The sequence below is a fragment of the Stutzerimonas sp. Brlt_14 genome (assembly GCF_051948915.1).
In the GTDB taxonomy this organism is placed as follows: domain Bacteria; phylum Pseudomonadota; class Gammaproteobacteria; order Pseudomonadales; family Pseudomonadaceae; genus Stutzerimonas; species Stutzerimonas stutzeri.
This window is the reverse complement of sequence record NZ_JAYJLM010000004.1, coordinates 497,698-522,682: the sequence shown is the minus strand read 5'-3', so window position 1 is coordinate 522,682 and position 24,985 is coordinate 497,698. Positions and strand designations below refer to the sequence as shown.

The 24,985-nt window shown below is 62.6% G+C and carries 23 protein-coding genes and 2 tRNA genes; 5 read left to right on the top strand and 20 right to left on the bottom strand.

Annotation, left to right across the window (positions count from 1 at the left end; translation table 11 throughout):
- Positions 1–19: 19 nt before the first annotated feature.
- The 8 genes from rimP to ftsH form a co-directional block, all read right to left on the bottom strand.
- Positions 20–478, bottom strand: a complete 459-nt coding sequence (gene rimP, locus VF716_RS12780) for a ribosome maturation factor RimP (protein ID WP_013983874.1) — start codon at positions 476–478, stop codon at positions 20–22.
- Between the two features lie 128 nt (positions 479–606).
- Positions 607–683, bottom strand: a tRNA-Met gene (locus tag VF716_RS12775).
- 94 nt (positions 684–777) lie between these two features.
- A tRNA-Leu gene (locus tag VF716_RS12770) sits at positions 778–863 on the bottom strand.
- A gap of 8 nt (positions 864–871) precedes the next feature.
- A complete protein-coding gene (secG, locus tag VF716_RS12765; RefSeq protein WP_037038870.1) occupies positions 872–1,255 on the bottom strand; it encodes a preprotein translocase subunit SecG in 384 nt (127 codons plus the stop codon).
- 4 nt (positions 1,256–1,259) lie between these two features.
- Positions 1,260–2,015 (bottom strand): triose-phosphate isomerase, encoded by a 756-nt coding sequence (gene tpiA / locus VF716_RS12760; protein WP_125853241.1) that lies wholly within the window; start codon positions 2,013–2,015, stop codon positions 1,260–1,262.
- Between the two features lie 65 nt (positions 2,016–2,080).
- A complete protein-coding gene (glmM, locus tag VF716_RS12755; protein WP_013983877.1) occupies positions 2,081–3,418 on the bottom strand; it encodes a phosphoglucosamine mutase in 1,338 nt (445 codons plus the stop codon).
- A 10-nt stretch (positions 3,419–3,428) separates the two neighbouring features.
- Positions 3,429–4,280, bottom strand: a complete 852-nt coding sequence (folP, locus tag VF716_RS12750; RefSeq protein WP_011914378.1) for a dihydropteroate synthase — start codon at positions 4,278–4,280, stop codon at positions 3,429–3,431.
- A 168-nt stretch (positions 4,281–4,448) separates the two neighbouring features.
- The gene (ftsH, locus tag VF716_RS12745; RefSeq protein ID WP_017244233.1) at positions 4,449–6,371 is read right to left on the bottom strand and encodes an ATP-dependent zinc metalloprotease FtsH; all 1,923 of its coding nucleotides are present in this window, start codon (positions 6,369–6,371) and stop codon (positions 4,449–4,451) included.
- A 605-nt stretch (positions 6,372–6,976) separates the two neighbouring features.
- Between ftsH and VF716_RS12740 the strand changes: the two genes are divergently transcribed.
- Positions 6,977–7,288: a YhbY family RNA-binding protein gene (locus VF716_RS12740; RefSeq protein ID WP_011914380.1), complete on the top strand. Its 312-nt coding sequence runs from the start codon at positions 6,977–6,979 to the stop codon at positions 7,286–7,288.
- Between the two features lie 30 nt (positions 7,289–7,318).
- Here VF716_RS12740 and VF716_RS12735 read toward each other — a convergent pair whose 3' ends face one another.
- The 8 genes from VF716_RS12735 to grpE all read right to left on the bottom strand — a co-directional run bounded on the left by VF716_RS12735 (position 7,319) and on the right by grpE (position 17,547).
- Positions 7,319–7,750 carry a DUF4149 domain-containing protein gene (locus tag VF716_RS12735; protein ID WP_125876443.1) on the bottom strand — a complete coding sequence of 144 codons (432 nt, stop codon included), beginning with the start codon at positions 7,748–7,750 and terminating at the stop codon, positions 7,319–7,321.
- A complete protein-coding gene (greA, locus tag VF716_RS12730; protein WP_011914382.1) occupies positions 7,728–8,204 on the bottom strand; it encodes a transcription elongation factor GreA in 477 nt (158 codons plus the stop codon). Before greA ends, VF716_RS12735 begins: the two co-directional genes overlap by 23 nt.
- Positions 8,201–11,422 carry a carbamoyl-phosphate synthase large subunit gene (gene carB, locus VF716_RS12725; protein WP_011914383.1) on the bottom strand — a complete coding sequence of 1,074 codons (3,222 nt, stop codon included), beginning with the start codon at positions 11,420–11,422 and terminating at the stop codon, positions 8,201–8,203. The genes greA and carB overlap by 4 nt, the downstream gene beginning before the upstream one ends.
- A 36-nt stretch (positions 11,423–11,458) precedes the next feature.
- Positions 11,459–12,607 (bottom strand): glutamine-hydrolyzing carbamoyl-phosphate synthase small subunit, encoded by a 1,149-nt coding sequence (gene carA / locus VF716_RS12720; RefSeq protein ID WP_440552730.1) that lies wholly within the window; start codon positions 12,605–12,607, stop codon positions 11,459–11,461.
- Positions 12,608–12,823: 216 nt separating this feature from the next.
- Positions 12,824–13,630 (bottom strand): 4-hydroxy-tetrahydrodipicolinate reductase, encoded by an 807-nt coding sequence (gene dapB, locus VF716_RS12715; RefSeq protein WP_013983883.1) that lies wholly within the window; start codon positions 13,628–13,630, stop codon positions 12,824–12,826.
- Positions 13,631–13,711: 81 nt separating this feature from the next.
- Complete coding sequence (gene dnaJ / locus VF716_RS12710; RefSeq protein WP_013983884.1) at positions 13,712–14,842, bottom strand: molecular chaperone DnaJ; 1,131 nt, start codon at positions 14,840–14,842, stop codon at positions 13,712–13,714.
- Between the two features lie 123 nt (positions 14,843–14,965).
- The gene (gene dnaK / locus VF716_RS12705; RefSeq protein WP_014597592.1) at positions 14,966–16,879 is read right to left on the bottom strand and encodes a molecular chaperone DnaK; all 1,914 of its coding nucleotides are present in this window, start codon (positions 16,877–16,879) and stop codon (positions 14,966–14,968) included.
- Positions 16,880–16,977: 98 nt separating this feature from the next.
- Positions 16,978–17,547 (bottom strand): nucleotide exchange factor GrpE, encoded by a 570-nt coding sequence (gene grpE / locus VF716_RS12700; protein ID WP_011914388.1) that lies wholly within the window; start codon positions 17,545–17,547, stop codon positions 16,978–16,980.
- A 201-nt stretch (positions 17,548–17,748) separates the two neighbouring features.
- Between grpE and recN the strand changes: the two genes are divergently transcribed.
- Positions 17,749–19,422 (top strand): DNA repair protein RecN, encoded by a 1,674-nt coding sequence (gene recN / locus VF716_RS12695; protein WP_045159893.1) that lies wholly within the window; start codon positions 17,749–17,751, stop codon positions 19,420–19,422.
- Between the two features lie 62 nt (positions 19,423–19,484).
- On the opposite strand, the gene fur is transcribed toward recN, so the two are convergent.
- The gene (fur, locus tag VF716_RS12690) at positions 19,485–19,889 is read right to left on the bottom strand and encodes a ferric iron uptake transcriptional regulator (protein ID WP_423567446.1); all 405 of its coding nucleotides are present in this window, start codon (positions 19,887–19,889) and stop codon (positions 19,485–19,487) included.
- 95 nt (positions 19,890–19,984) lie between these two features.
- On the opposite strand from fur, the gene VF716_RS12685 reads away from it, so the two are divergent.
- Entirely contained in the window at positions 19,985–20,497 is a 513-nt protein-coding gene (locus tag VF716_RS12685) for an outer membrane protein assembly factor BamE (RefSeq protein WP_013983887.1), read from the top strand.
- 40 nt (positions 20,498–20,537) lie between these two features.
- Here the strand turns inward: VF716_RS12685 and VF716_RS12680 are convergent, their stop codons facing one another.
- On the bottom strand, positions 20,538–20,852 hold the full coding sequence (locus VF716_RS12680; protein WP_011914392.1) for an RnfH family protein: 315 nt from the start codon (positions 20,850–20,852) through the stop codon (positions 20,538–20,540).
- Entirely contained in the window at positions 20,845–21,279 is a 435-nt protein-coding gene (locus tag VF716_RS12675) for a type II toxin-antitoxin system RatA family toxin (RefSeq protein WP_011914393.1), read from the bottom strand. The genes VF716_RS12680 and VF716_RS12675 overlap by 8 nt, the downstream gene beginning before the upstream one ends.
- A gap of 206 nt (positions 21,280–21,485) precedes the next feature.
- Between VF716_RS12675 and smpB the strand changes: the two genes are divergently transcribed.
- Positions 21,486–21,968 (top strand): SsrA-binding protein SmpB, encoded by a 483-nt coding sequence (gene smpB / locus VF716_RS12670; protein WP_011914394.1) that lies wholly within the window; start codon positions 21,486–21,488, stop codon positions 21,966–21,968.
- Positions 21,969–22,020: 52 nt separating this feature from the next.
- Here the strand turns inward: smpB and VF716_RS12665 are convergent, their stop codons facing one another.
- Complete coding sequence (locus VF716_RS12665) at positions 22,021–22,812, bottom strand: GntR family transcriptional regulator (RefSeq protein WP_011914395.1); 792 nt, start codon at positions 22,810–22,812, stop codon at positions 22,021–22,023.
- Between the two features lie 269 nt (positions 22,813–23,081).
- On the opposite strand from VF716_RS12665, the gene VF716_RS12660 reads away from it, so the two are divergent.
- The gene (locus VF716_RS12660) at positions 23,082–24,776 is read left to right on the top strand and encodes an L-lactate permease (protein WP_013983888.1); all 1,695 of its coding nucleotides are present in this window, start codon (positions 23,082–23,084) and stop codon (positions 24,774–24,776) included.
- Positions 24,777–24,985: the final 209 nt, after the last annotated feature.

Here is a 24,985-nt window from a genome sequence, read left to right as displayed (position 1 = left end):
GGGTCCGCGGGATCCGCTCTCAGTCAAAACGGGGAATTATGTTGGCCTTATCGATCATGTCGATCGGCAGCAGGTATTCATGGTCATCCACCAGCACCACGACATCCTGCTCTTCCACCCCACGGAGAAGACCCTGGAAATTGCGCCTGCCCTCGAAGGGCGAGCGCAGCTTAATTTTTACCTGATCACCGACATGGGCCACGTACTGTTCAATGGTGAACAGGGGCCTATCCATACCGGGAGAAGAAACCTCAAGGGTGTAATCCACGCTGATCGGATCTTCCACATCGAGCACGCCACTCAGCTGACGACTCACCTTTTCGCAATCGTCGATGAGAATGCCGTTGGCATGATCGATATAGACTCGCAGCAGTGAATGCCGCCCCTGGGAAATGAACTCAATGCCCCAGCACTGATAGCCAAGCGCCTCAACCACCGGGGCCAACAAGGCCTGCAACTGTTCTAGCTTGCTCGACATCGAAGTCCCTCGCGCATGCTGTACAAATGAAAAATGGGCGAAACGCCCATCCCTTTTGACCGCCTGTAAATGCCGGCGACCTGGCCTCAAGCTAATAAAAAGCCCCTGTACAGGGGCTCTTTATCGACTGGTTGCGGGGGCTGGATTTGAACCAACGACCTTCGGGTTATGAGCCCGACGAGCTACCAGACTGCTCCACCCCGCGTCAAACTGGGCACGAATTATACGACCCGCGACCAACACCGGTCAACCGAAACCCTTAAACACAAGAAAGCCCGCACTAGGCGGGCCTGCTTGTTTGGTACCGAGGAGGGGACTCGAACCCCTACAGCCTATGGCCACTACCACCTCAAGGTAGCGTGTCTACCAATTCCACCACCTCGGCAAAAACCCTTATTGCCCTTCCTCTACCTGGGGAAGCTCGCCCGCGGCATCCGCCGGCTTGCGCTCCTCGAGCACAGGAACATCCTCGACGGCCGGCTTGCTGACCGGAACTTCCAGCACCGCCGGATCCGGCAGCCCCGCCTGGGACAGTTGATCAGCCTGTTGCTTGGCGAAAAACGCCAGACCCAGGCTGGTCACGAAAAAAACGCCGGCGAGTATAGCAGTAACTCGGCTCAAAAAGGTAGCGGAACCTTGGCTTCCGAAAACGGTTGCCGAAGCACCCGAGCCGAAAGACGCACCGGCATCCGCACCCTTGCCCTGCTGCAGCAGCACCAGTGCAACCACACCCAGAGCAACCAGCAGATGCACCACGATTACAACAGTCTGCAACATCTGTTCAGTTCCCCGCGGCGCGACAGATCGCACCGAATTCATCCGCTTTCAGAGAGGCACCACCAATCAGCCCCCCATCAATATCCGCCATGGCGAACAGCTCAGCGGCATTGTCCGCCTTCACGCTGCCACCATACAGCAGCCTTACACCTTCGGCGATGCGACGATCGCTGCGTGCCAGTTGATCGCGAATGGCGGCGTGTACCTCTTGCGCCTGCTCAGGCGTAGCCGTCAAGCCAGACCCGATGGCCCAGACGGGCTCATACGCAATCACTGCGGACTGGAACGCCTCGACACCTTGATCATCGAGAACCTGCCCCAACTGCCGCGCCACCACTTCCAGCGTTCTTCCAGCCTCGCGCTCCTCGAGCGTCTCACCGAGGCACAGCACAGGCTTCAAACCGCCTGCCTGAGCTGCCGCAAATTTCTGGCTGACCACCTCGTCCGTCTCACCCAATACCAGGCGGCGCTCGGAGTGCCCAACCAATACCCACTCACAACCGAGATCAACCAACTGGTCGGCCGAAACCTCGCCAGTCAGCGCCCCGAAACCCGACTGCAAGGCACAATCCTGAGCGCCGACGGAAACTTGCACCCCATCGACAACATCCAGGACCTGACTGACATGCACAAAGGAGGGAAACACCGCAATCTCAACCGCTGCAGGCAGTGCCTGACGCCGAAAAGACTCGATCAGCTCTGCGACGCTAGCGCGGGTACCGTTCATTTTCCAGTTACCAGCTACCATGGGGCGACGCATGCTTTACCTCATCGGTCAAAGTGGGCGCAGATGTTACTCAACGACTGCGCCCCTGGCAAGCGCGTTCACGCACAAACTTCGGTAACGACCTTGGCCAGCTCTTCCGCCATGCCGCGCACCTGTATTTCGTCGTCACCCTCAACCATTACCCGCACCAGCGGCTCGGTGCCGGACTTGCGCAGCAACACGCGCCCGCGACCACCCATGCGCTCTGTAACGCTGTCGCAGGCAGCCTTGACGCTGGGATGCGCGATCGGATCTCTATCGCCGGAGAACCGCACATTGATCAGCACCTGCGGACACTTGTGCCACGCCAGACGCTCCTGAGCGAGGGTCTGGCCACGCCGGCGCAGCGCCAGGACTACTTGCAAGGCCGCGATGATCGCGTCGCCCGTAGTGGTGTGCTGGGCGCAGACGATGTGTCCCGAATTCTCGCCACCGAGAACCCACCCCTTATCCAGCATCTCGGCAATCACGTAACGATCACCCACCTTGGCCCGGCAGAACGGAATCTCGCGCGCCTTAAGGGCGAGCTCGAGCCCGAGGTTGCTCATCAGGGTACCGACGACTCCGCCGGTCAAGCGTTCGCGTTCCTGCAGATCGGTCGCGATGATGTAGAGCAACTCGTCACCATCAACGACCGCACCGGTATGGTCGACCATCATCACCCGATCGCCATCTCCGTCAAAGGCGATCCCGAGATCAGCCCCATGCTCCACCACCGCCTTTTGCAACTGGCCAACATGGGTGGAGCCGACATCGGCATTGATGTTCAGCCCATCCGGCTGCGCGCCGATCACTACAACCTCGGCTCCCAGCTCGCGAAATACGCTGGGCGCTACCTTGTATGTAGCACCATGGGCGCAATCGATGACCAGCTTGAGCCCGGAGAAGTCGGTACTGGTCGGCACGCTGCTCTTGCAGAACTCGATGTAGCGACCGGCCGCATCGTTGATCCGCGATGCCTTTCCCAGCTGTGCCGACTCGACCACAGTCATCGGCGTATCGATCAGCTCCTCGATCATCAGCTCGACCTCGTCGGGAAGCTTGGTTCCGCGACCGGAAAAGAACTTGATGCCGTTGTCGTGATGGGGATTATGCGAGGCGCTGATGACGATGCCGGCCTCGGCATGGAAGGTACGCGTCAGGTAAGCAACCGCTGGCGTCGGCATCGGCCCCAGCAGCAACACATCGGCGCCCGCAGCCGACAGCCCCGCCTGCAGCGCCGACTCGAACATGTAGCCCGAAATACGGGTGTCCTTGCCGATCAGGATGCGGCACTTGCCCTGCTTGCGGAAGGCCATGCCTGCCGCCCAGCCCAGCTTGAGCATGAAATCCGGGGTAATAGGCGCTTGCCCAACATGTCCGCGAATGCCGTCGGTGCCGAAATACTTTCTAGTCATGGTGTCTTCCCTACTCTGCCGCCTGCACTGCAGCGATCATTCGAATTACGTCAACCGTCTCGGCCACATCGTGCACCCGCACGATCTGCGCCCCCTTGCTGACGGCCAGGGCCGCCAGCGCAAGGCTGCCATACAGCCGCTCACCCACCGGACGCCCCAGCACGCCACCGATCATGCTCTTGCGCGACACGCCCACCAGCAGCGGACGCCCCAGTCGGTGAAGCTTTTCCATATGCTTGAACAGCACGAGGTTGTGATTCAGCGTCTTGGCAAAGCCGAACCCCGGGTCGAGCACGATGCGCTCTGCCGGAATGCCTGCCGCTGCGCACGCCGCCATTCGCTCACCTAGGAACGACGCAACTTCCGCAGTGATATCGTCATAGCGCGGATCGTCCTGCATATCCCCGGGCTCGCCGCGCATGTGCATGAGACAGACCGGCAAACCGGTGTCGGCCGCTGCATCCAGCGCACCATCGCGTCGTAGCGAGCGCACGTCGTTGATCAGACCGGCGCCCAGCCGCGCGCACTCGCGGATCACCGCAGGCGTTGAGGTGTCCACCGAGATCACGACATCCAGCTCGCCGGCAATGGCCTCGACAATGGGGGCGACCCGCTCCAGCTCCTCGGTCGGCGAAACTGAACGCGCGCCCGGACGGGTCGACTCCCCCCCCACATCGATCAGCGTAGCCCCTGCTGCAACCATCGCCTGGGCGTGCCGCAATGCCGCATCGCGCTCGGCGAAGCGACCACCATCGGAAAAGGAATCGGGGGTGACATTGAGAATCCCCATGACATGGGGACGGGAAAGATCGAGGGCTCGACTGCCGCAGACCAGTCGAGCAGGTGAAGACGAGTTGTTCATTCACGAGCCTTGTACGTTCAGGCCGGACGCCCTGGGCAGGCGATCCACGCCAGCTGCACCACCATGGCACAACGGGGTGGACAATTTACACCAGAAGGGGCGCCTATGCGCCCCTTCTGGATACAGCCTTTTGACAGCCGACCGATGAATGTTCGGTCGACGCTACCCTCAATGCTCCCCGGCGGGACCACCAATCGGCGTCTGCGGACGATTGTCATCCGGCACGGCCGGCGTCCCGGACGTGCCGGTACCGCCACCTTCCCAGTCACGCGGCTCGCGCGGCGGACGGCCCGCCATGATGTCGTCGATCTGCGGTGCATCGATGGTTTCGTACTTCATGAGGGCTTCGGCCATCATGTCCAGCTTGTCGCGGTTCTCGGTGAGTATCTGCTTGGCGGTGCCATAGCAGTGATCAATGATGCTGCGCACCTCTTCATCGATCAGCTTGGCGGTCTCGCCGGAAACGTTGGCGTGCTGACTGCCAGCGCTGCGACCGAGGAAGACCTCACCCTCCTCTTCGGCATACATCAGCGGGCCAAGCTTCTCCGACAAGCCCCACTTGGTCACCATGTTCCGCGCCAACTGAGTCGCGCGCATGATGTCGTTGGAAGCGCCAGTGGTGACGCCTTCGAAACCCAAGGTCATTTCCTCGGCGATTCGACCACCAAACAGCGAGCAGATCTGACTGATCAGTGCGCGTTTCGACAGGCTGTAGCGATCCTCTTCCGGCAGGAACATGGTGACACCCAGCGCCCGCCCGCGAGGAATGATGGAAACCTTGTAGACCGGGTCATGCTCGGGCACCACGCGCCCGACGATGGCGTGCCCAGCCTCGTGATACGCGGTATTGAGTTTCTCTTTCTCGGACATGACCATGGACTTGCGCTCGGCGCCCATCATGATCTTGTCCTTGGCCAGTTCGAACTCGCGCATTTCGACGATGCGCTTGTTGGCCCGCGCAGCGAACAGGGACGCCTCGTTGACCAGGTTGGCCAGATCCGCACCGGAGAAACCCGGCGTACCGCGGGCGATGACCGCCGGCTCGACGTTCTCGCTGACTGGCACCTTGCGCATGTGCACCTTGAGAATCTGCTCGCGACCGCGGATGTCCGGCAAGCCTACGACCACCTGCCGGTCGAAGCGGCCCGGACGCAGCAGCGCCGGATCGAGCACGTCGGGACGGTTGGTAGCCGCGATGACGATGATGCCATCGTTCATCTCGAAGCCATCCATCTCCACCAGCAACTGGTTGAGGGTCTGCTCGCGCTCGTCGTGCCCGCCGCCGAGGCCGGCACCACGATGACGACCGACCGCGTCGATCTCGTCGATGAAGATGATGCAAGGCGCGTGCTTCTTGGCCTGCTCGAACATGTCGCGGACCCGGCTGGCGCCGACACCGACGAACATCTCGACGAAATCCGAACCCGAGATAGTGAAGAACGGCACCTTCGCCTCACCGGCAATCGCCTTGGCCAGCAGCGTCTTACCAGTACCGGGCGGACCGACCATCAGCACGCCACGCGGAATACGGCCGCCGAGACGCTGGAACTTACCCGGGTCGCGGAGAAACTCCACCAGCTCATGCACTTCTTCCTTGGCCTCGTCGCAACCGGCGACGTCAGCGAAGGTGGTCTTGACCTGATCCTCGGAGAGCAGGCGAGCCTTGCTCTTGCCGAAGCTCATAGGCCCGCCCTTGCCGCCGGCACCGCCCTGCATCTGCCGCATGAAGAACATGAACACGGCGATGATCACCAGGATCGGGAAGCTGGCCACCAGCAGCTGTGTCCAGATGCTCTGCTGCTCAGGCTGCTTGCCCTCGATCAGCACATTGTTGTCGAGCAGATCGCCGATCAGGCCGTTGTCCTGGATCGCAGGGCGAATGGTCTTGAAGGTGTCGCCGTCGCTACGCTTGCCGATGATGACAAAACCATCGACGGTCACGCGCTCCACGCGCCCCTCCTTGACCTGCTCAAGGAAGTCCGAGTAGTTCAGCGTCTGCGGCTCGCTCGGGCTGGAGAAGTTGTTCATCACCGTGACCAGGACGGCGGCGATGATCAGCCACAGGATCAGGTTTTTTGCCATGTCGTTCAAATTAACTACCCTCTGGAGCAAACCCGTGTCCGCGGGCCCGCATGACGGCCGGTTGGTTGCTCGGCCTAACTTACTACACAACGCACTGGAACAGGCAGTCGGTCTGTAACCCTATGAAACAGCCTAGTCCTTGCCGTACGGGGCCGTCCATTGGCCGACGCCCGCATGAATAGACCGCCAAACCGGCCTTTTCGCACAAAAGGGTCTGTTCGTTCGGCACACCCGTAAAGCCATGGACAAGCAGATATTGCGCACTGGAGCGGTCGCGAGGCCACCGGGGCTTTGCTTGTCTGCATGCTCTCGAACGCCTGCCGCAACGCTTTCAGGTACGCGTCGAGCCCGCATCCTGAAATATCTTGATCAAAAAAACTGAGCCGAATGCAGTATCCGGAGACCGAATCGCGCGCCGTTTCGCAGAAAGCACTACGTCACAACTGGCTGGCAGTCCACACAGCTCTCATATTGGGGCTGCGTTCGCGATCACAAGGTTCCCCACGACAGACTGACTCTACAGCCTGCCAAACCGATCGCTCACCTGTGCGGCCTTGCACCTCTCGGTTACACTAGCCGCCGTTTTTCAAGGGTTCTGACGCAAGGGTCGAAATATGCCGCTCACCAACGAGCAGAAGAAACAGTACAAGTCCATCGGCCATCATCTGAAACCGGTGCTGATCGTTGCCGAAAACGGGCTGACCGAAGGCGTTCAAGCCGAACTGGAGCGAGCCCTGAACGATCACGAACTGATCAAGATCCAGTTCCGCCTTACCGAGCGCGAAGATCGCCGTGCCCTGATGGAAGAGCTGTGCGCAATCGGAAAATGCGAACTGGTGCAGACCATCGGCAAAATGGCGCTGGTCTATCGCAGGAATCCGAAGCCGAACAAGCAGCTGTCGAACATCCATCGCTTCCAGGCGTGAACCGCTGCGGCAGCAGTCTGCCGCCGTCAGTCATTGCTCTCGCCCGGGAACGGGCTGCAATACCAGCATCAAACCGCCCAGCGCCATCGCCAGGACACTGAAACTGGCCCAGTAGGTGGACTCGAACCAGCCGGCATTCATCAAAAGATGAGTGCCGGCCAGGGCCATCACCGCCAGCAGCAGCTGCCCCCGCACATCGCGCCACAAACCGCGAAGACCGACAGACTGGACCAACACCAGCGCCTGCAGCGCCACGCAGAACGCGGCGAAGCCGACCATCAGAGGACGCAGACTCCCGGCGACTTCCTCGACCAGTAGCGGTGCCAGGCCGATCCGTCCAAGCGCAGGCAGCACCAGAAACTGCAGCAACCATAGGCCGCCGACCCAGAAGGTCTGGGTCAGCTGCCAGGTGATGAAGCCGGCGCGCGCGGGTTGCCGATCAGATATGGCGGACTTCGACAATCTCGTACTCGATCAGTCCGCTGGGCGTCTTGACCGCCACCACATCGCCTTCTTCCTTACCGATCAGCGCACGCGCGATCGGTGAACTCACCGACAGCTTGCCCTGTTTGATATCGGCTTCGTCGTCACCGACGATCTGATAGGTCACCTGCTCGTCCGTCTCGACGTTGGCGATGTCCACGGTGGTACCGAAGATCACCTTGCCGGTCGGTGCAATGCTGGCGATGTCGATTACCTGGGCATTTTGCAGGCGACCTTCGATGTCGCGGATGCGTGCCTCGACCATCCCCTGCTGCTCGCGCGCCGCGTGGTACTCGGCGTTCTCCTTGAGGTCACCCAGCTCACGCGCCTCGGCGATGGCCTGGGTGATCTGCGGGCGCAGCACGGTTTTCAGATGTTTGAGCTCTTCTTCCAGGGCGCGAGCGCCCTGGATGGTCATGGGGAATTTTGTCATGCCTTGATTCCTGCATGGAGATCCTGCAAGCGGCGCACGGTCTTCTCGGGACCGAACTTGAGCGCCTCACAGATCGCCTGACCACCCGCGATGGTGGTGGTGATGCAGATCTTGTGTTGCAGGGCGTTGCGACGAATGGAATACGAATCGGCGATGGACTGACGCCCTTCGGTGGTGTTGATGATCAGCGTGACCTCGTCATTCTTGATCATGTCGACCACGTGCGGACGGCCTTCGGTCACCTTGTTCACGCGACGCACCGGCAGCCCGGCCGCCTCGATGATACGCGCCGTGCCAGCGGTGGCAACGACCTCGAAGCCGAGGCCAACCAGATCACGTGCGACCTGTTCGACGTAGGGCTTATCGTCTTCGCGCACGCTGAGGAAGGCGCAGCCGGAGGTCGGCAGGATTTCACTGGCACCCAGCTGGGCCTTGGCGAAGGCTTCGGCGAAGCTGTCGCCGACACCCATCACCTCGCCAGTGGACTTCATTTCCGGGCCAAGAATGGTATCGACACCCGGGAATTTGGCGAACGGGAACACCGCTTCCTTGACGCTGAAATAGGTCGGGATGATCTCGCGGGTGAAGCCGACCTCGGCCAGGCTCTTGCCCGCCATGACGCGCGCAGCGACCTTGGCCAGCGACTCGCCGATGCACTTGGACACGAACGGCACGGTACGCGAGGCGCGCGGGTTGACCTCGAGCACGTAGATGTCCTCGCCCTGCACGGCCATTTGCACGTTCATTAGACCAACCACGTCGAGCTCCAGGGCCATCTTGCGCACCTGCTCGCGGATCTCGTCCTGGATGTGCTGCGGCAGCGAGTAGGCCGGCAGCGAGCAGGCCGAATCGCCGGAGTGCACGCCGGCCTGTTCGATGTGCTGCATGATGCCGCCAATCACTACCGTCTCGCCGTCGCAGACGGCGTCGACGTCCACTTCGATGGCGCAGTTGAGGAAGTGGTCCAGCAGCACCGGGCTGTCGTTGGACACCTGCACCGCCTCGCGCATGTAGCGCTTGAGCTCTTCTTCCTCGTAGACGATTTCCATCGCGCGACCGCCCAGCACGTAGGACGGGCGCACCACCAGCGGATACCCGATGGCCTTGGAGGCAGCGATGGCTTCTTCTTCGCTGCGTGCAGTGGCGTTCTGCGGCTGGCGCAGGTTCAGGCGCTGCACCATCTGCTGGAAACGCTCACGGTCTTCGGCGCGGTCGATGGCATCCGGGCTGGTGCCGATGATCGGCACGCCGGCTTCTTCCAGGGCGCGGCAGATCTTCAGCGGCGTCTGACCGCCGTACTGCACGATCACACCCTTGGGCTGCTCGACGCGAACGATCTCCAGCACGTCTTCCAGGGTCACCGGCTCGAAGTACAGGCGGTCGGACGTGTCGTAATCGGTGGAGACGGTCTCCGGGTTGCAGTTGACCATGATGGTCTCGTATCCGTCTTCACGCATGGCCAACGCGGCATGCACACAGCAGTAGTCGAACTCGATACCCTGACCGATACGGTTGGGGCCGCCGCCGAGGATCATGATCTTCTCGCGGCCACTCGGGTTGGCCTCGCACTCTTCCTCATAGGTCGAGTACATGTAGGCGGTGTCGGTGGCGAACTCGGCGGCGCAGGTGTCGACGCGCTTGTAGACCGGCAGCACCTTGAGCTTGTGGCGATGGCTACGCAGGTTCTTTTCGGTGACGCCGAGCAGCTTGGCCAGACGGGCATCGGAGAAACCCTTGCGCTTGAGCTTGTACATCAGGTCACGGTCGATGCTGGACAGGCCGAGCGTCTTGACCTGCTCCTCGTCCTTGACCAGGTCTTCGATCTGCACCAGGAACCACGGATCGATGTTGGTCAGGGCGAACACGTCTTCGACGCTCTTGCCGGCGCGGAAGGCATCGGCCACGAACCAGATGCGGTCGGCGCCCGGCACGGTCAGCTCGCGCTTGAGGGTGCTCTCGGCCTCGGCATCGGCCAGGTTCAGCTTCGGATCGAAACCGGTGGCGCCGACTTCCAGACCGCGCAGAGCTTTCTGCATGGACTCCTGGAAGGTGCGGCCGATGGCCATGACCTCACCGACCGATTTCATCTGGGTGGTCAGGCGGGCATCGGCCTTGGGGAATTTCTCGAAGGCGAAGCGCGGCACCTTGGTCACGACATAGTCGATCGCCGGCTCGAACGATGCCGGGGTGCGACCACCGGTGATGTCATTGGACAATTCGTCGAGGGTGTAGCCGACGGCCAGCTTGGCGGCGATCTTGGCGATCGGGAACCCGGTGGCCTTGGAGGCCAGTGCAGAGGAACGCGACACGCGCGGGTTCATCTCGATCACGACCATGCGCCCAGTGTTCGGGCAGATCCCGAACTGCACGTTGGAACCGCCAGTTTCCACGCCGATCTCACGCAGCACCGCCAGCGAGGCGTTGCGCATGATCTGGTATTCCTTGTCGGTCAGGGTCTGCGCCGGGGCTACGGTGATGGAGTCGCCGGTGTGGACGCCCATCGGATCGAAGTTCTCGATGGAGCAGACGATGATGCAGTTGTCCTTCTTGTCGCGGACCACCTCCATCTCGTATTCCTTCCAGCCGATCAGCGACTCGTCGATCAGCAGTTCGCTGGTCGGAGACAGATCCAGACCGCGGGCACAGATCTCTTCGAACTCCTCACGGTTGTAGGCGATGCCGCCACCGGTACCGCCCATGGTGAACGACGGACGGATGATGCAGGGGAAGCCGACCTTGTCGAGAACCGCGTAGGCCTCTTCCATGTTGTGCGCAATGCCGGATTCCGGGCAGGCCAGGCCGATATTCTTCATCGCCTTGTCGAAGCGCGAACGGTCTTCGGCCTTGTCGATGGTGTCGGCGTTGGCACCGATCATCTCGACACCGAACTTCTCCAGCACACCGTGCTTTTCCAGGTCCAGCGCGCAGTTCAGCGCCGTCTGGCCGCCCATGGTCGGCAGCAGCGCGTCGGGGCGCTCCTTCTCGATGATCTTGGCCACGGTGGCCCACTTGATCGGCTCGATGTAGGTGGCGTCGGCCATGGCCGGGTCGGTCATGATGGTGGCCGGATTGGAGTTCACCAGGATGACGCGGAAGCCTTCTTCCTTCAGCGCCTTGCACGCCTGGGCACCGGAATAGTCGAACTCGCAGGCCTGGCCGATGACGATGGGGCCAGCGCCGAGGATGAGGATGCTTTTGATATCTGTACGTTTTGGCATTTTCTTACTCTCGAATCCTTTGGTCAGTCGGCAGGCTTAGCGGCGCTTGGCCATGGCTTCGATGAAACGGTCGAACAGTGGCGCGACGTCGTGCGGGCCCGGGCTCGCCTCGGGATGGCCCTGGAAGCTGAAGGCGTCCTTGTCGGTACGCTCGATGCCCTGCAGGGTGCCGTCGAACAGCGACTTGTGCGTAGCGCGCACATTGGCCGGCAGGCTGGCTTCGTCCACGGCGAAACCGTGGTTCTGACTGGTGATCATCACCACGCCGGTCTTCAGATCCTGTACCGGATGGTTGGCGCCGTGGTGGCCATTGGGCATCTTCACGGTCTTGGCGCCGGAGGCCAGGGCCAGCAGCTGATGGCCGAGGCAGATGCCGAACACCGGGATGTCGGTTTCGAGCACCTGCTGAATCGCCTTGATCGCGTAGTCGCACGGTTCGGGGTCACCCGGGCCGTTGGCCAGGAAGATGCCGTCCGGATTCAGCGCCAGGGCTTCGCTGGCTGGCGTCTGCGCCGGCAGCACGGTGACGCGGCAACCGCGGGCGACCAGCATGCGCAGGATGTTGTACTTCACGCCATAGTCGAAGGCGACGACGTGATAGGGCAGCTCGCTGGCCGGGATCTCGGCATGCGCGTCGTCCTTCAGGCACCAGACACTGGAACGCCACTCGTAACGCTCCTTCACGCTGACTTCCTTGGCCAGGTCCATGCCCTTCAGGCCGGGGAAGCTGCGCGCCAGCTCCAGCGCCTTCTCTTCGGTCGCGTCGGCACCAGCCAGGATGCAGCCGTTCTGCGCACCTTTCTCGCGCAGGATACGGGTCAGGCGACGGGTATCGATGCCGGCGATGGCAACGGTGCCGTTGGCCTTGAGGTAATCGGGCAGTGATCGCTTGTTGCGCCAGTTGCTGGAAATCAACGGCAGGTCGCGAATCACCAGACCAGCGGCCCAGACTTTCCAGGACTCGGCGTCTTCCGGCGTAGTGCCGGTGTTACCGACATGGGGATAGGTGAGGGTAACGATCTGCTTGGCGTAGGAGGGATCGGTGAGGATTTCCTGATAGCCGGTCATGGCGGTGTTGAACACCACCTCACCAATGGTTTGCCCATCGGCGCCGATGGATTCGCCGCGAAAGATGCTGCCATCGGCAAGGGCCAGAATGGCTGGCGTAAGGGCTGGCTTAGTCAAGAGACCTCCCGTAGATCAAGGCTGGAGCAGACGCAGATTGTAAAAAAGCGGGATGACGTGTGAAGGTCATCCCGCTTTTTGTTTGATTCATTTCTGCGCAACTTTTAGTGGACACACTAAAGCGGGAAGCTTACACAAAACCGCCTTTCCGGTCCAGCCGAAATAGCCGGCCAGCGCACCCGAACGGGGCACAGGGCAACCGGTGCGCGCAGCGAATCATTTCAGGCCAAGGACGTCCTGCATGTCGTAGAGCCCTGCCGGCTTCTCGTCCAACCACAGCGCGGCGCGCACAGCCCCCTTGGCGAAGGTCATGCGACTGGAGGCCTTGTGGGTGATCTCGACGCGCTCGCCATCGGCGGCGAACAGCACGGTATGGTCGCCCACGACGTCCCCGGCACGTACAGTCGCGAAGCCGATGGTCTCGCGCGCCCGCGCACCGGTCTGGCCTTCGCGACCATAGACGGCAACCTTCTGCAGATCGCGCCCGAGCGCCTCGGCCACCACCTCCCCCATGCGCAGCGCGGTGCCGGACGGCGCATCAACCTTGTGCCGGTGATGCGCCTCGATGATCTCGATATCCACATCGTCACCCAGCACGCGCGCCGCGGTATCCAGCAGCTTGAGGCACAGATTGACGCCAACGCTGAAGTTGGCGGCGAAGACGATCGGGATCTCTCTGGCCGCCGCGACCAGGCGCTCCTTCTCTTCCGGCGAAAAGCCGGTGGTACCGATCACCATGGCCTTGCCGGCGCGCCGGCAGACCTCCAGGTTCTTCAGCGTCACCGAAGGGTGGGTGAAGTCGATCAGCACGTCGAACTCGTCGACGGCCTTGCCGACATCTCCCGTCAGCGGCACGCCCAGCCGCCCGATGGCGGCCAGTTCGCCGGCATCGGCACCCACCAGGGTACTGTCCGGCCGATCGATGGCAGCGGTCAGACCGGCGACGCCGCCAGTCTGCTGCACCGCCTCGATCAGGGTCTTGCCCATGCGCCCGGCGGCGCCCGTCACTGCAATACGTCGCATAGCATCAGCTCCAAGCTGCAAGCCGGAAACCGAGCGCGAGGCCGATGCACCAGGCACCGGACCTCAAGCCCTCAGCTCGACTCAAACATCACCGAAAAAGCGCTTCACACCCTCGAACCAGCCGCTGGCCTTGGGTGAATGGGAGGTGTCGCCCTGTAGCGTGCCGCGGAACTCCTCGAGCATCTCGCGCTGGCGCTTGCTCAGGTTGACCGGCGTTTCGACCACGACGCGACACATCAGGTCGCCCGCCGCACCACCACGCACCGGTGCTACACCCTTGCCACGCAGACGGAACTGCTTGCCGGTCTGGGTGCCTTCCGGGATTTTCAGCTTGACCCGGCCATCCAGCGTCGGGACCTCGAGCTCACCGCCCAGCGCCGCATCGGCGAAGCTGATCGGCACTTCGCAGTACAGATGCTTGCCGTCGCGCTGGAAGATCGCGTGCTCGCGCACGTTGACCACCACGTAGAGGTCGCCCGCCGGCCCGCCCTGGGTTCCGGCCTCGCCCTCGCCGGAGAGGCGGATGCGGTCGCCGGTATCCACGCCTGGCGGCACCTTGACCGAGAGCGTCTTCTGCTCTTCGACGCGGCCCTGGCCGTGGCAGCTGCCACAGGGGTCCGAAATCATCTTGCCGCTGCCATGGCAGCGCGGACAGGTCTGCTGTACAGAGAAGAAGCCCTGCTGCATGCGCACCTGACCGATGCCGCCGCAGGTGGTACAGGTCACCGGGCTGGTGCCTTTCTTTGCCCCGGAGCCATCGCAGGTCTTGCACTCGACCAGGGTCGGCACGCGGATGGTCACCGTGGTGCCGCGCACGGCTTCTTCCAGATCCAGCTCCAGCGTGTAACGCAGGTCGCTGCCGCGCTGAGCGCCACCGCGGGAGCCGCCACGACCGCCACTGAAGAAATCGCTGAATACATCGCCGAAGATGTCGGAGAAGTTGGCGCCGCCGTAACCGGCTCCACCTGCCCCGGCGCCCATCTGCGGATCGACGCCGGCGTGCCCGTACTGATCGTAGGCAGCCCGCTTGCTCGGGTCGGAAAGCACCTCGTAGGCCTCGTTGGCCTCCTTGAAGGCTTCCTCCGCCGCCTTGTCACCCGGATTGCGGTCGGGGTGATGCTTCATGGCGAGGCGGCGGTAAGCCTTTTTCAGCTCCGCCTCGCTGGCACCGCGCTCAACGCCCAGCACCTCGTAAAAATCGCGTTTGGCCATAACTATCCTGAACCCTCAATTTCATGCCTTCCAGACACGCCGACGCGGGAGCAAGCCCCCGCGTGGCGGTCTTGCCCGCCCCGACGATGTCGAGGGCGGGCTGGAGCGGAAGCAAGCCGGGGCTTACTTGTTGTCCTTGACCTCTTCGAACTCGGCATCGACCACGTCGTCGCCCGGCTTCGCCTGCTCACCTGCGGGCTGACCTTCACCGGCCTGAGCCTGCTCGGCGTACATCTTCTGCGCAACCGGAGTGGAGGCCTGGGACACCGCAGCGATCTTCGCTTCGATCGCAGCCTTGTCGTCGCCCTTGATGGCCAGCTCCAGCTCGCCGAGCGCCTTCTCGATCGCAGCCTTGTCATCGTCGCTGGCCTTGTCGCCGGCTTCGGTGAGCATCTTGCGGGTGGCGTGCACCAGCTGATCGCCCTGGTTGCGTGCGGTAGCCAGCTCCTCGAACTTGCGGTCTTCCTCGGCATTGGCCTCGGCGTCGCGCACCATCTGCTCGATTTCCTCCTCCGACAGACCGGAGTTGGCCTTGATCACGATGGACTGCTGCTTGCCAGTGGCCTTGTCCTTGGCGGATACGTGCAGGATGCCGTTGGCGTCGATATCGAAGGTGACTTCGATCTGCGGCATGCCGCGCGGGGCCGGCGGAATCTCGGCCAGATCGAAGCGACCCAGCGACTTGTTCTGCGCAGCCTGCTTACGCTCACCCTGCAGCACGTGAATGGTCACGGCACTCTGGTTGTCGTCGGCAGTGGAGAACACCTGCGACTTCTTGGTCGGGATGGTGGTGTTCTTCTCGATCAGCGGAGTCATCACGCCGCCCAGCGTCTCGATACCCAGGGTCAGCGGGGAAACGTCGAGCAGCAGCACGTCCTTGACGTCGCCCGCCAGCACGGCGCCCTGGATGGCAGCACCCATGGCCACGGCTTCGTCCGGGTTGACGTCCTTGCGCGCCTCCTTGCCGAAGAACTCGGCGACCTTCTGCTGCACCAGCGGCATGCGGGTCTGGCCACCGACCAGGATCACGTCATTGATCTTCGACACATCGATGCCGGCATCCTTCAGCGCGATGCGGCACGGCTCGATGGTGCGCTCGACCAGATCCTCGACCAACGACTCCAGCTTGGCGCGGGAGATCTTCACGTTCAGGTGCTTCGGGCCGGACGCGTCAGCCGTGATGTACGGCAGGTTGACGTCGGTCTGCTGGCTCGAGGACAGCTCGATCTTGGCCTTCTCGGCAGCTTCCTTCAGGCGCTGCATGGCCAGCGGGTCGCCCTTGAGGTTCATGCCGGTTTCTTTCTTGAACTCGTCGACGAGGTAGTCGATCAGGCGGATGTCGAAGTCTTCGCCGCCGAGGAAGGTGTCACCATTGGTAGCCAGCACCTCGAACTGGTGCTCGCCGTCGACCTCGGCGATCTCGATCACCGACACGTCGAAGGTACCGCCACCCAGGTCATAGACGATCACGGTGTGGTCGCCCTTGGCCTTGTCCATGCCATAGGCCAGCGCGGCCGCGGTCGGCTCGTTGATGATGCGCTTGACGTCCAGACCGGCGATGCGACCGGCGTCCTTGGTAGCCTGACGCTGGCTGTCGTTGAAGTAGGCCGGCACGGTGATGACCGCTTCGGTGACCGGCTCGCCCAGGTAATCCTCGGCGGTCTTCTTCATCTTCTTCAGCACTTCGGCAGAAATCTGCGGAGGCGCCATCTTCTGGCCCTTCACTTCCACCCAGGCATCACCGTTATCGGCCTTGACGATGGTGTAGGGCACCATCTTGATGTCCTTCTGCACGACATCTTCTTCGAAACGGCGGCCGATCAGGCGCTTGACCGCGTACAGAGTGTTCTGCGGGTTGGTGACTGCCTGGCGCTTGGCCGACTGACCGACCAGCGTCTCGCCATCGTTGGTGTAGGCGATGATGGACGGCGTGGTGCGTCCGCCTTCGGCGTTCTCGATGACCTTGACGTTGCCGTTTTCCATGATGGAGACACAGGAGTTGGTGGTCCCCAGGTCGATACCGATGATCTTGCCCATTTAATTCGCTCTCCAAATTTCGATTGATCCGCGCCTGTCTACCGGCTGCGGGTAACACAAAAACGCTTGGCTACCAGATGGGGATGGGTATGCCGATTTCAAGCCTTCTCATCGATAGAAGGCGGCGCGTCGGCGGGCGCCTTGCTGACCACGACCATCGCCGGACGCAACAGGCGCCCGTTGAGCAGATAACCTTTCTGGAACACCTTGAGCACGCTGCCCGGCTCGACGTGAGTGCTCTCCTCCATCGCCATGGCCTGGTGATGCTCGGGATTGAACGGCTCGCCGTGCGGATCCAACTGCTCCAGCTGATGACGGGCCAGGGTGTCGAGCAGCAGCTTGAGGGTAAGCTCGACGCCTTCGCGCATCGGCTTGACCGCCTCGTCATCCGGGTTCGACAGCTCGAGACCGCGCTCCAGGCTGTCGGCGACGGCCAGCAGGTCACCGGCGAACTTTTCCAGCGCGAACTTGTGCGCCTTCTCGACATCCTGCTCGGCACGCCGACGGATGTTCTGCAGCTCTGCCGCCACGCGCAGCGACTGATCCTGCGCGGCCGCCAGCTGCTCCTCCAGCGATTGCACGCGGGCTGCCAGATCCTCGGCTACGTCTGCTTGCGATTGCTCTGGCGTTTCCGGGTTCTGGTTATCCAGGTTCTGCTCGTCGGCCATGGGTCCTCCTCTCAGTACGATCAGCGGGCAGCAAGCCCGCGCTTGTGCCGCTATATGGGGGCGCGAAAACCGGCTTCAAGGGTATGCGGCGATGTGCAGCGGGCGAAATGACGAGCGACCGCACATTCATCCTTCTGCGCTTGTGGGCAGCAGGAAAACCACTGTATAAATAGCCAGCCACGCAAAATCGGGAGCCTTGCCATGCTGGTTCATCTGTCGGTTCACAACTACGCCATCGTCGAACACCTGGACCTCGAGCTGAAACGCGGCATGAGCGTGATCAGCGGTGAAACCGGCGCGGGCAAATCGATCATGCTCGATGCCCTCGGCCTGACCCTCGGCGACCGGGCCGACAGCAGCGTGGTGCGCATCGGTGCGGACAAGGCCGACATCCTCGCCAGCTTCGACCTGGACGACATCCCCGACGCCCGCGCCTGGCTGGCCGAACGCGACATGGACAGCGAAGGCCCCTGCATCCTGCGCCGAGTGATCACCGCCGAGGGCCGCTCGCGCGGCTACATCAATGGCACACCCTGCCCGCAGGGTGACCTCAAGGCGCTGGGCGAACTGCTGATCGACATTCACAGCCAGCACGAGCACCAGTCGCTGCTCAAGACCGACACCCATCGGCGCCTGCTCGACGAGTACAGCGGCAGCCAGGACCTGGCGCGCCAGGTGCAACTGGCCGCGCAGCGCTGGCGGCAGACGCGCCAGACCCTGGAACGGCTGAGCAACAGCAGCGACGAGCAGCGCGCACGCCACCAGCTGCTCAGCTATCAGCTGGAAGAGCTGGAGAATCTCGCGCTCGGCGAGCACGAACTGGAGCAGCTCGAACAGGAACACAAGAACCTGGCCAACGCCGAGCAGCTGCTCGGCGCCTGCCGCCAGGTCATGGAGCTGTGCAGCGAGAGTGATGCCGGCAACGTGCTCTCCGCCCTGACCAGCAGCCTGCAGCGGCTGACCGCCTTCCAGAATCAGCCGCAGGCGCTGAGCGAGGCGGTCAACCTGCTCGCCAGCGCGCAAATCCAGGTCGAAGAGGCGATCGGTGAGCTCAATCGCTTCGTCGACCATTTCGACGCCGATCCGGAACGCCAACAGATGCTGGAGGAGCGCCTGGACACCATCTACACCCTGGCGCGCAAGCACCGCGTACAGCCGAGCGAACTGCCCAACCTGCACCAGCAGCTGCTGGAAGAACTGGAAGGCCTCAATGCCGATGACGAAGCGGTCGAGCGCCTCGGCGAAGAGCTGGCCGCCTACGCTCGCCACTACGAGGAGAAAGCCGGCGAACTGAGCCGCAACCGTCAGGCTGCCGCCGAACAACTGGCGAGCGCGGTCGAGGCAGAAATCCAGCGCCTGGGCATGCCCGGCGGACGCTTCAGCGTACAGCTCAAGCCGGCAGCAGAAGGCGAGTACACGCCCTACGGCCTGGAACAGGTGGAGTTCCTGGTCAGCGCCAACCCTGGCCAGCCACTGCGCCCGCTGGCCAAGGTCGCGTCGGGCGGCGAGCTGTCACGGATCAGCCTGGCGATCCAGGTGATCACGGCACAAACCTCGCGCGTGCCGACGCTGGTGTTCGACGAAGTCGATGTCGGCATCGGCGGCCCCACTGCGGAAATCGTCGGCCAACTCCTGCGCCGCCTCGGCGAGCGCGGCCAGGTCCTGACCGTCACGCACCTGCCGCAGGTGGCTGCGCAAGGACACCACCACCTGTTCGTGCACAAGGCCCGCGGTACCGACGAAACCCGCACGGCGGTTACCGAACTGGACCAGGCGGGGCGCGTCGAGGAGATCGCCCGGATGCTGGGCGGCGTCGACCTGACCGAACAATCCCTGGCTCATGCCCGGCAGATGGTCACCTCCGCACAGGCCTGAACGCCAGGCAGAGCGGCACAAAAAAGGCGGCCCATGGCCGCCTTTTCAACATCTATTGAGGATCAGTCCTTCTTGCGCACGTAGAGCACCAGGTTGTGATCCACCAGCTCATAGCCGTGACGCTTGACGATTTCTTTCTGCAGTTTTTCGATTTCCTGGTCGAAGAACTCGATGACATCGCCCGTATCGACGCAGACCATGTGGTCGTGATGCCCGCTATCGGCCAGCTCGAAGACGGCATGACCACCATCGAAGTTGTGCCGAACTACCAGGCCGGCCGCCTCGAACTGGGTCAGCACACGATAGACAGTCGCCAGACCGACATCCTCGCCCGCCTCCATCAACGCCTTGTAGACGTCCTCGGCGCTCATGTGTCGACGGTCGGTCGCATCCAGCATCTGCAGGATCTTGACCCGCGGCAGCGTTACCTTGAGACCTGCTTTACGTAGTTCGCTATTTTCAACCATGGTTGGCTTTCTCGCTGCTGCTGTTTCGCAGCCTCCTTCAATACGGGTATGATCCGGGTTCTTTGCCCAGCCAAGATAGTGGAAGTCACCCACCGATGCAAAACACCAAGCTCATGCTGGCCAGCCTCACCCTCGTGGGTCTGTTCGCACTCGCCGGTTGTTCATTTCCCGGGGTTTACAAGGTCGACATTCAACAGGGCAATGTCGTCACGCAGGACATGATAGACCAGTTGCGGCCTGGAATGACCCGCCAGCAGGTGCGGTTTATCATGGGCAACCCGCTGATCACCGACACTTTCCATCCCAATCGCTGGGATTACCTGTACAGCATTCAGCCCGGCGGCAGTCAGCGCCAGCAGGAGCGCGTGAGCCTGGTATTCAATGCCAACGACCAGCTGGCCGGCCTGGCAGGCGATTTCATGCCTGGCGTCAGCCGTGACGAACAGATCCTCGGTCGCCAACCCCAGGCGCCGAGCGCGCCCGCAGCCACGCCCCGCCAACCGGAAGAACGTCCGGCGCCGGGATCGCTGCTGGAGCAGATTCAGCGCGAAGTGGACGAAGCGGAAGCCGTTCCGGTACCGATTCCAGAACCACTGGAAACCGAATGAAAAAACGCCCGGCGAGTCCGGGCGTTTTGCTATCTAGCGTTCAAGCATCCTCTGCCTTGTTCTTCGCCGCTTTCGCCGCACGCTGCTTGCGGACTTCCTTCGGATCGGCGATCAGCGGTCGGTAGATCTCGACGCGCTCGCCCTCTTCCAGCACCCGCTCTTCAGGCTTGGGCACCGCCTTGCCGAAGATTCCCAACGGCGCGCTGGCGAGATCGAGACCGGGAAAATGCGCATCCAGCCCGGAACGCAGCGCGGCCTCGCGGACGGTAGTGCCGGCTGGCACGGTCATCTGCAGCAGCTTCTGCTTGTCGGCCAGCGCATACACCACTTCGACGGCAATCGATGACTTATCCATAGAGCTGTTTCGCTCGCTCGCAAAAGGCGTCCACCAGGGTATTGGCGGCCTGATTGAACAGCGGACCAAGCGTCGCCTTGACCAGTGGCCCGGCGTAATCGAAGGTCAGATCGAGGCTGATCTTGCAGGCCTTCTCGCCCAGCGCCTTGAACTCCCAGATGCCGTGCAGGTGACTGAACGGCCCTTCTTCCAATGTCATTTCGATGCGCTTGCCGACTTCCAACGCATTGCGCGTCATGAACCGCTGGCTGAGCCCGGCCTTGGCCACCGTCATGCTGGCGTGCATCTCGGTCTCGCTGCTAGAGAGCACCTCGGTCGCAGAGCACCAGGGCAGGAACTGCGGATAGCTGGCTACGTCGTTGACCATGTCGAACAGCGCGTGCGCGGGGTAAGGCAGCAGCGCGGAACGTTGAATGTGCGTCGTCATGCGGACCTTCTACGTCGTCGTTTCATTGCGCGCCATCCGAACGTCGGCGCAGCCAGCCCGCGACCACGACTTCGACCTTTGCCAAAGCCGCTCAGCGCAAAGCGGGGCACATTGTCGGGGATTAACGGCTGCCCCTCAAGTTTCTGCCGCCAACGCTCCTGCAGGTTGTCGCCAGCCGCAACGGGACTCCCTATAATGCCGCCCCTATGGCCAAACAGAAGAAGCAGTCCCCCGGGACCATCGCGCTGAACAAGAAAGCGCTACACGATTACTTCATCGAGCAGAAGTTCGAGGCCGGCCTCGTCCTTGCCGGCTGGGAAGTGAAAAGCCTGCGCGCCGGCAAGGCGCAGCTGGTGGACAGCTACGTGCTGCTCAAGGATGGCGAAGCCTGGCTGATGGGCGCGCACATCACCCCGCTGACGAGCGCCAGCACCCATGTCATCGCCGACCCGACCCGTACCCGCAAGCTGCTGCTGAACAAGCGCGAGCTGGGCAAGCTGTTCGGCGCCGTGCAGCAGAAGGGCTATGCCTGCGTAGCGCTGTCGCTGTACTGGAAGAAGCACATGATCAAGTGCGAGATCGCCCTGGCCAAGGGCAAGAAGGAATTCGACAAGCGTCACACCGAGAAAGAACGCGATTCCGATCGGGAAATCCAGCGCGCCATGCGTACCAAGGGCAAGGACGACTGATCAGCTCCGGGCGGAGCGCCCACCGCCTCGCCCGCCAACCCCGCAGCACCCATCACCCCGCCTTTTGCGATGCCCCCACTCTCTCCTGCCGGCGCTGCGCGCGCGCCAGCCGCTGGGCTTCCTGCTGGCCTTCGGCAAGCACCTCCTGCACATAGTTGATGTGCCGATGGATGACGTCGCGCGCCTCCACCGCACGCCGCGCCATGATCGCCTCGTACAGCTCGCGATGCTGGCTCATCAGCATGTCGCGGGTCTCGTCGCGCAGGGCGTACATGCCGCCGATATTGGTCACCACGTTGCGCTTGAGCAGATCGAATAGGCCGCGAATGGTGTGCAGCAGCACCGCGTTGTGACTGGCCTCGGCAATCGCCAGGTGGAACTGCGCGTCAGCCGCGCCCTCTTCCGCGCGAGTCACCTTGCCCTCACGGGCGTAGCAGTCCTGCAGTGCCGAGAAGGCCTCCGTGAGTCGCTTCTGATCCACCTCGGTTGCACGCAGCGCCGCATAGTACGCACAGCTGCCCTCCAGGGTATGCCGGAACTCCAGCAGGTCACGCTGGGCGTCGCTGTTGTTTTCCAGCAGGTGCAGCAACGGGTCGCTGAAGGTGGAGCCCAGCGACTCGGCGACGAAGGTGCCGCCACCGTGCCGACTGATCAGCAGGCCCTTGGCCGCAAGCTTCTGGATCGCCTCGCGCAGAGAGGGGCGCGACACCCCGAAGCGCTCGGCCAGCACCCGTTCGGCCGGCAGTCGCTCACCGGCCTTGAGGGTGCCCTCCAGAATCATGGTTTCCAACTGCGCGACGATGTCGTCGGCCAGCCGCCGCTGACGCACCATGCCCACGTCCATACCCACCTCAGAAATGGTCTTACCAGTCGGAGAATGCTAGCCGTCGGCCCAAAGCCACACAAGGCCATCGGCTGCGACCAAAGTCTATGCCCGCCTGATTGACGCTCCCAGACGCAGCTCTTACGCTGGCCATTCGCTTCTGTTAATTGGTCTTACCACTTTACAGAAGCAACTAACAATAAGAGGACTCAGCATGAGATCTGTGCACAACAACTATTCCACGGTCCGCTCAGGGCCCCATCTGAATCGAACCGTAGGGGACGCCTGACATGTCCAACGGACTGCTCGCACTTTTCGCTTTCACTCCCATTCTGCTCGCGGCCGTGATGCTGATCGGCCTGCGCTGGCCCGCCAGCCGCGCCATGCCGCTGGTCTACCTGTTCACCGCGGCCATCGGCCTGTTCGTCTGGGACATGAGCTTCAACCGGATCATCGCATCCACGCTGCAGGGCCTGGTGATCACGCTCGGTCTGTTGTGGATCATCTTCGGCGCGATCCTGCTGCTGAACACGCTGAAGCACTCCGGCGGCATCACCGCCATCCGCGCCGGCTTCACCACCATCAGCCCCGACCGCCGCATCCAGGCCATCATCATCGCCTGGCTATTCGGTTGCTTCATCGAAGGTGCCTCCGGCTTCGGCACCCCGGCGGCAATCGCTGCACCGCTGCTGGTCGCGGTCGGCTTTCCGGCAATGGCCGCGGTGCTGCTCGGCATGCTGGTACAGAGTACGCCGGTTTCCTTCGGCGCCGTCGGCACCCCGATCGTGGTGGGCATCAACAGCGGCCTGGACACCGCCACCATCGGCGCGCAACTGACCGCCCAGGGTTCCAGCTGGAGCATCTTCCTGCAGCAGATCACCAGCAGCGTAGCGATCACCCATGCCATCGTCGGCACCGTCATGCCGCTGGTCATGGTGCTGATGCTGACGCGCTTTTTCGGCAAGGAGAAAAGCTGGAAAGCCGGCTTCGAAGTGCTGCCGTTCGCGATCTTCGCCGGTCTGGCCTTCACCCTGCCCTATGCCGCCACCGGCATCTTCCTCGGCCCGGAATTCCCGTCGCTGCTCGGCGGCCTGGTAGGCCTGGCGATCGTCACCACCGCGGCACGCTTCAAGTTCCTGACGCCGAAGACCACCTGGGACTTCGCCGACGCCAAGGAATGGCCGGCCGAATGGCTGGGCACCATCGAGATGAAGCTGGACGACATCGCCGCTCGCCCGATGAGCGCATTCCGTGCCTGGCTGCCCTACGTACTGGTCGGCGCGCTGCTGGTGATCAGCCGCGTGTTCCCGCAGGTGGGCGCCGCGCTGAAATCGGTCTCCGTTGCCTTCGCCAACATCCTCGGCGAGGCCGGCATCAACGCGGGCATCGAGCCGCTGTACCTGCCCGGCGGCATTCTCGTCGCGGTGGTGCTGATCACCTTCTTCCTGCACGGCATGCGTGCCGCCGAACTCAAGGCAGCGGTAAAGGAGTCCAGCAGCGTACTGCTGAGCGCCGGATTCGTTCTGCTGTTCACCGTGCCGATGGTGCGCATCCTGATCAACTCCGGCGTCAACGGCGCCGAACTGGCCAGCATGCCGATCGTCATGGCGCGTTATGTCGCGGACAGCGTAGGCGGTATCTACCCGCTGCTGGCGCCATCGGTCGGCGCACTGGGCGCCTTCCTGGCCGGCTCCAACACCGTCAGCAACATGATGTTCAGCCAGTTCCAGTTCGGTGTCGCACAGTCCCTGGGGATTTCCGGCGCGATGGTCGTCGCCACGCAGGCGGTCGGTGCCGCGGCGGGCAACATGGTCGCGATCCACAACGTGGTCGCCGCCTCCGCCACCGTCGGCCTGCTCGGCCGCGAAGGCTCCACGTTGCGCAAGACCGTATGGCCTACGCTGTACTATGTGCTCTTCACCGGGGTGATCGGCCTGATCGCCATCTACGTGCTGGGCGTCACCGACCCGCTGGTCGGGGTGTAAACGACAGAAACAGACCGTGCCCCCGCTGGGGGCACGGTTGCATTCCAGAAACCGCACTTGACAGTGCTATTGGAAAACGCAGGCGGGGCAGGCAAGACGAGGCAAACGCAGCCAAAGAAAAAGGACTGGGCTCGCATGGGAGTTTAGATTTCCTGAATGAGCGTTCTGAGGCTGCTTTAACGACGTATTGCCAACGCAGTTAGTTTTTC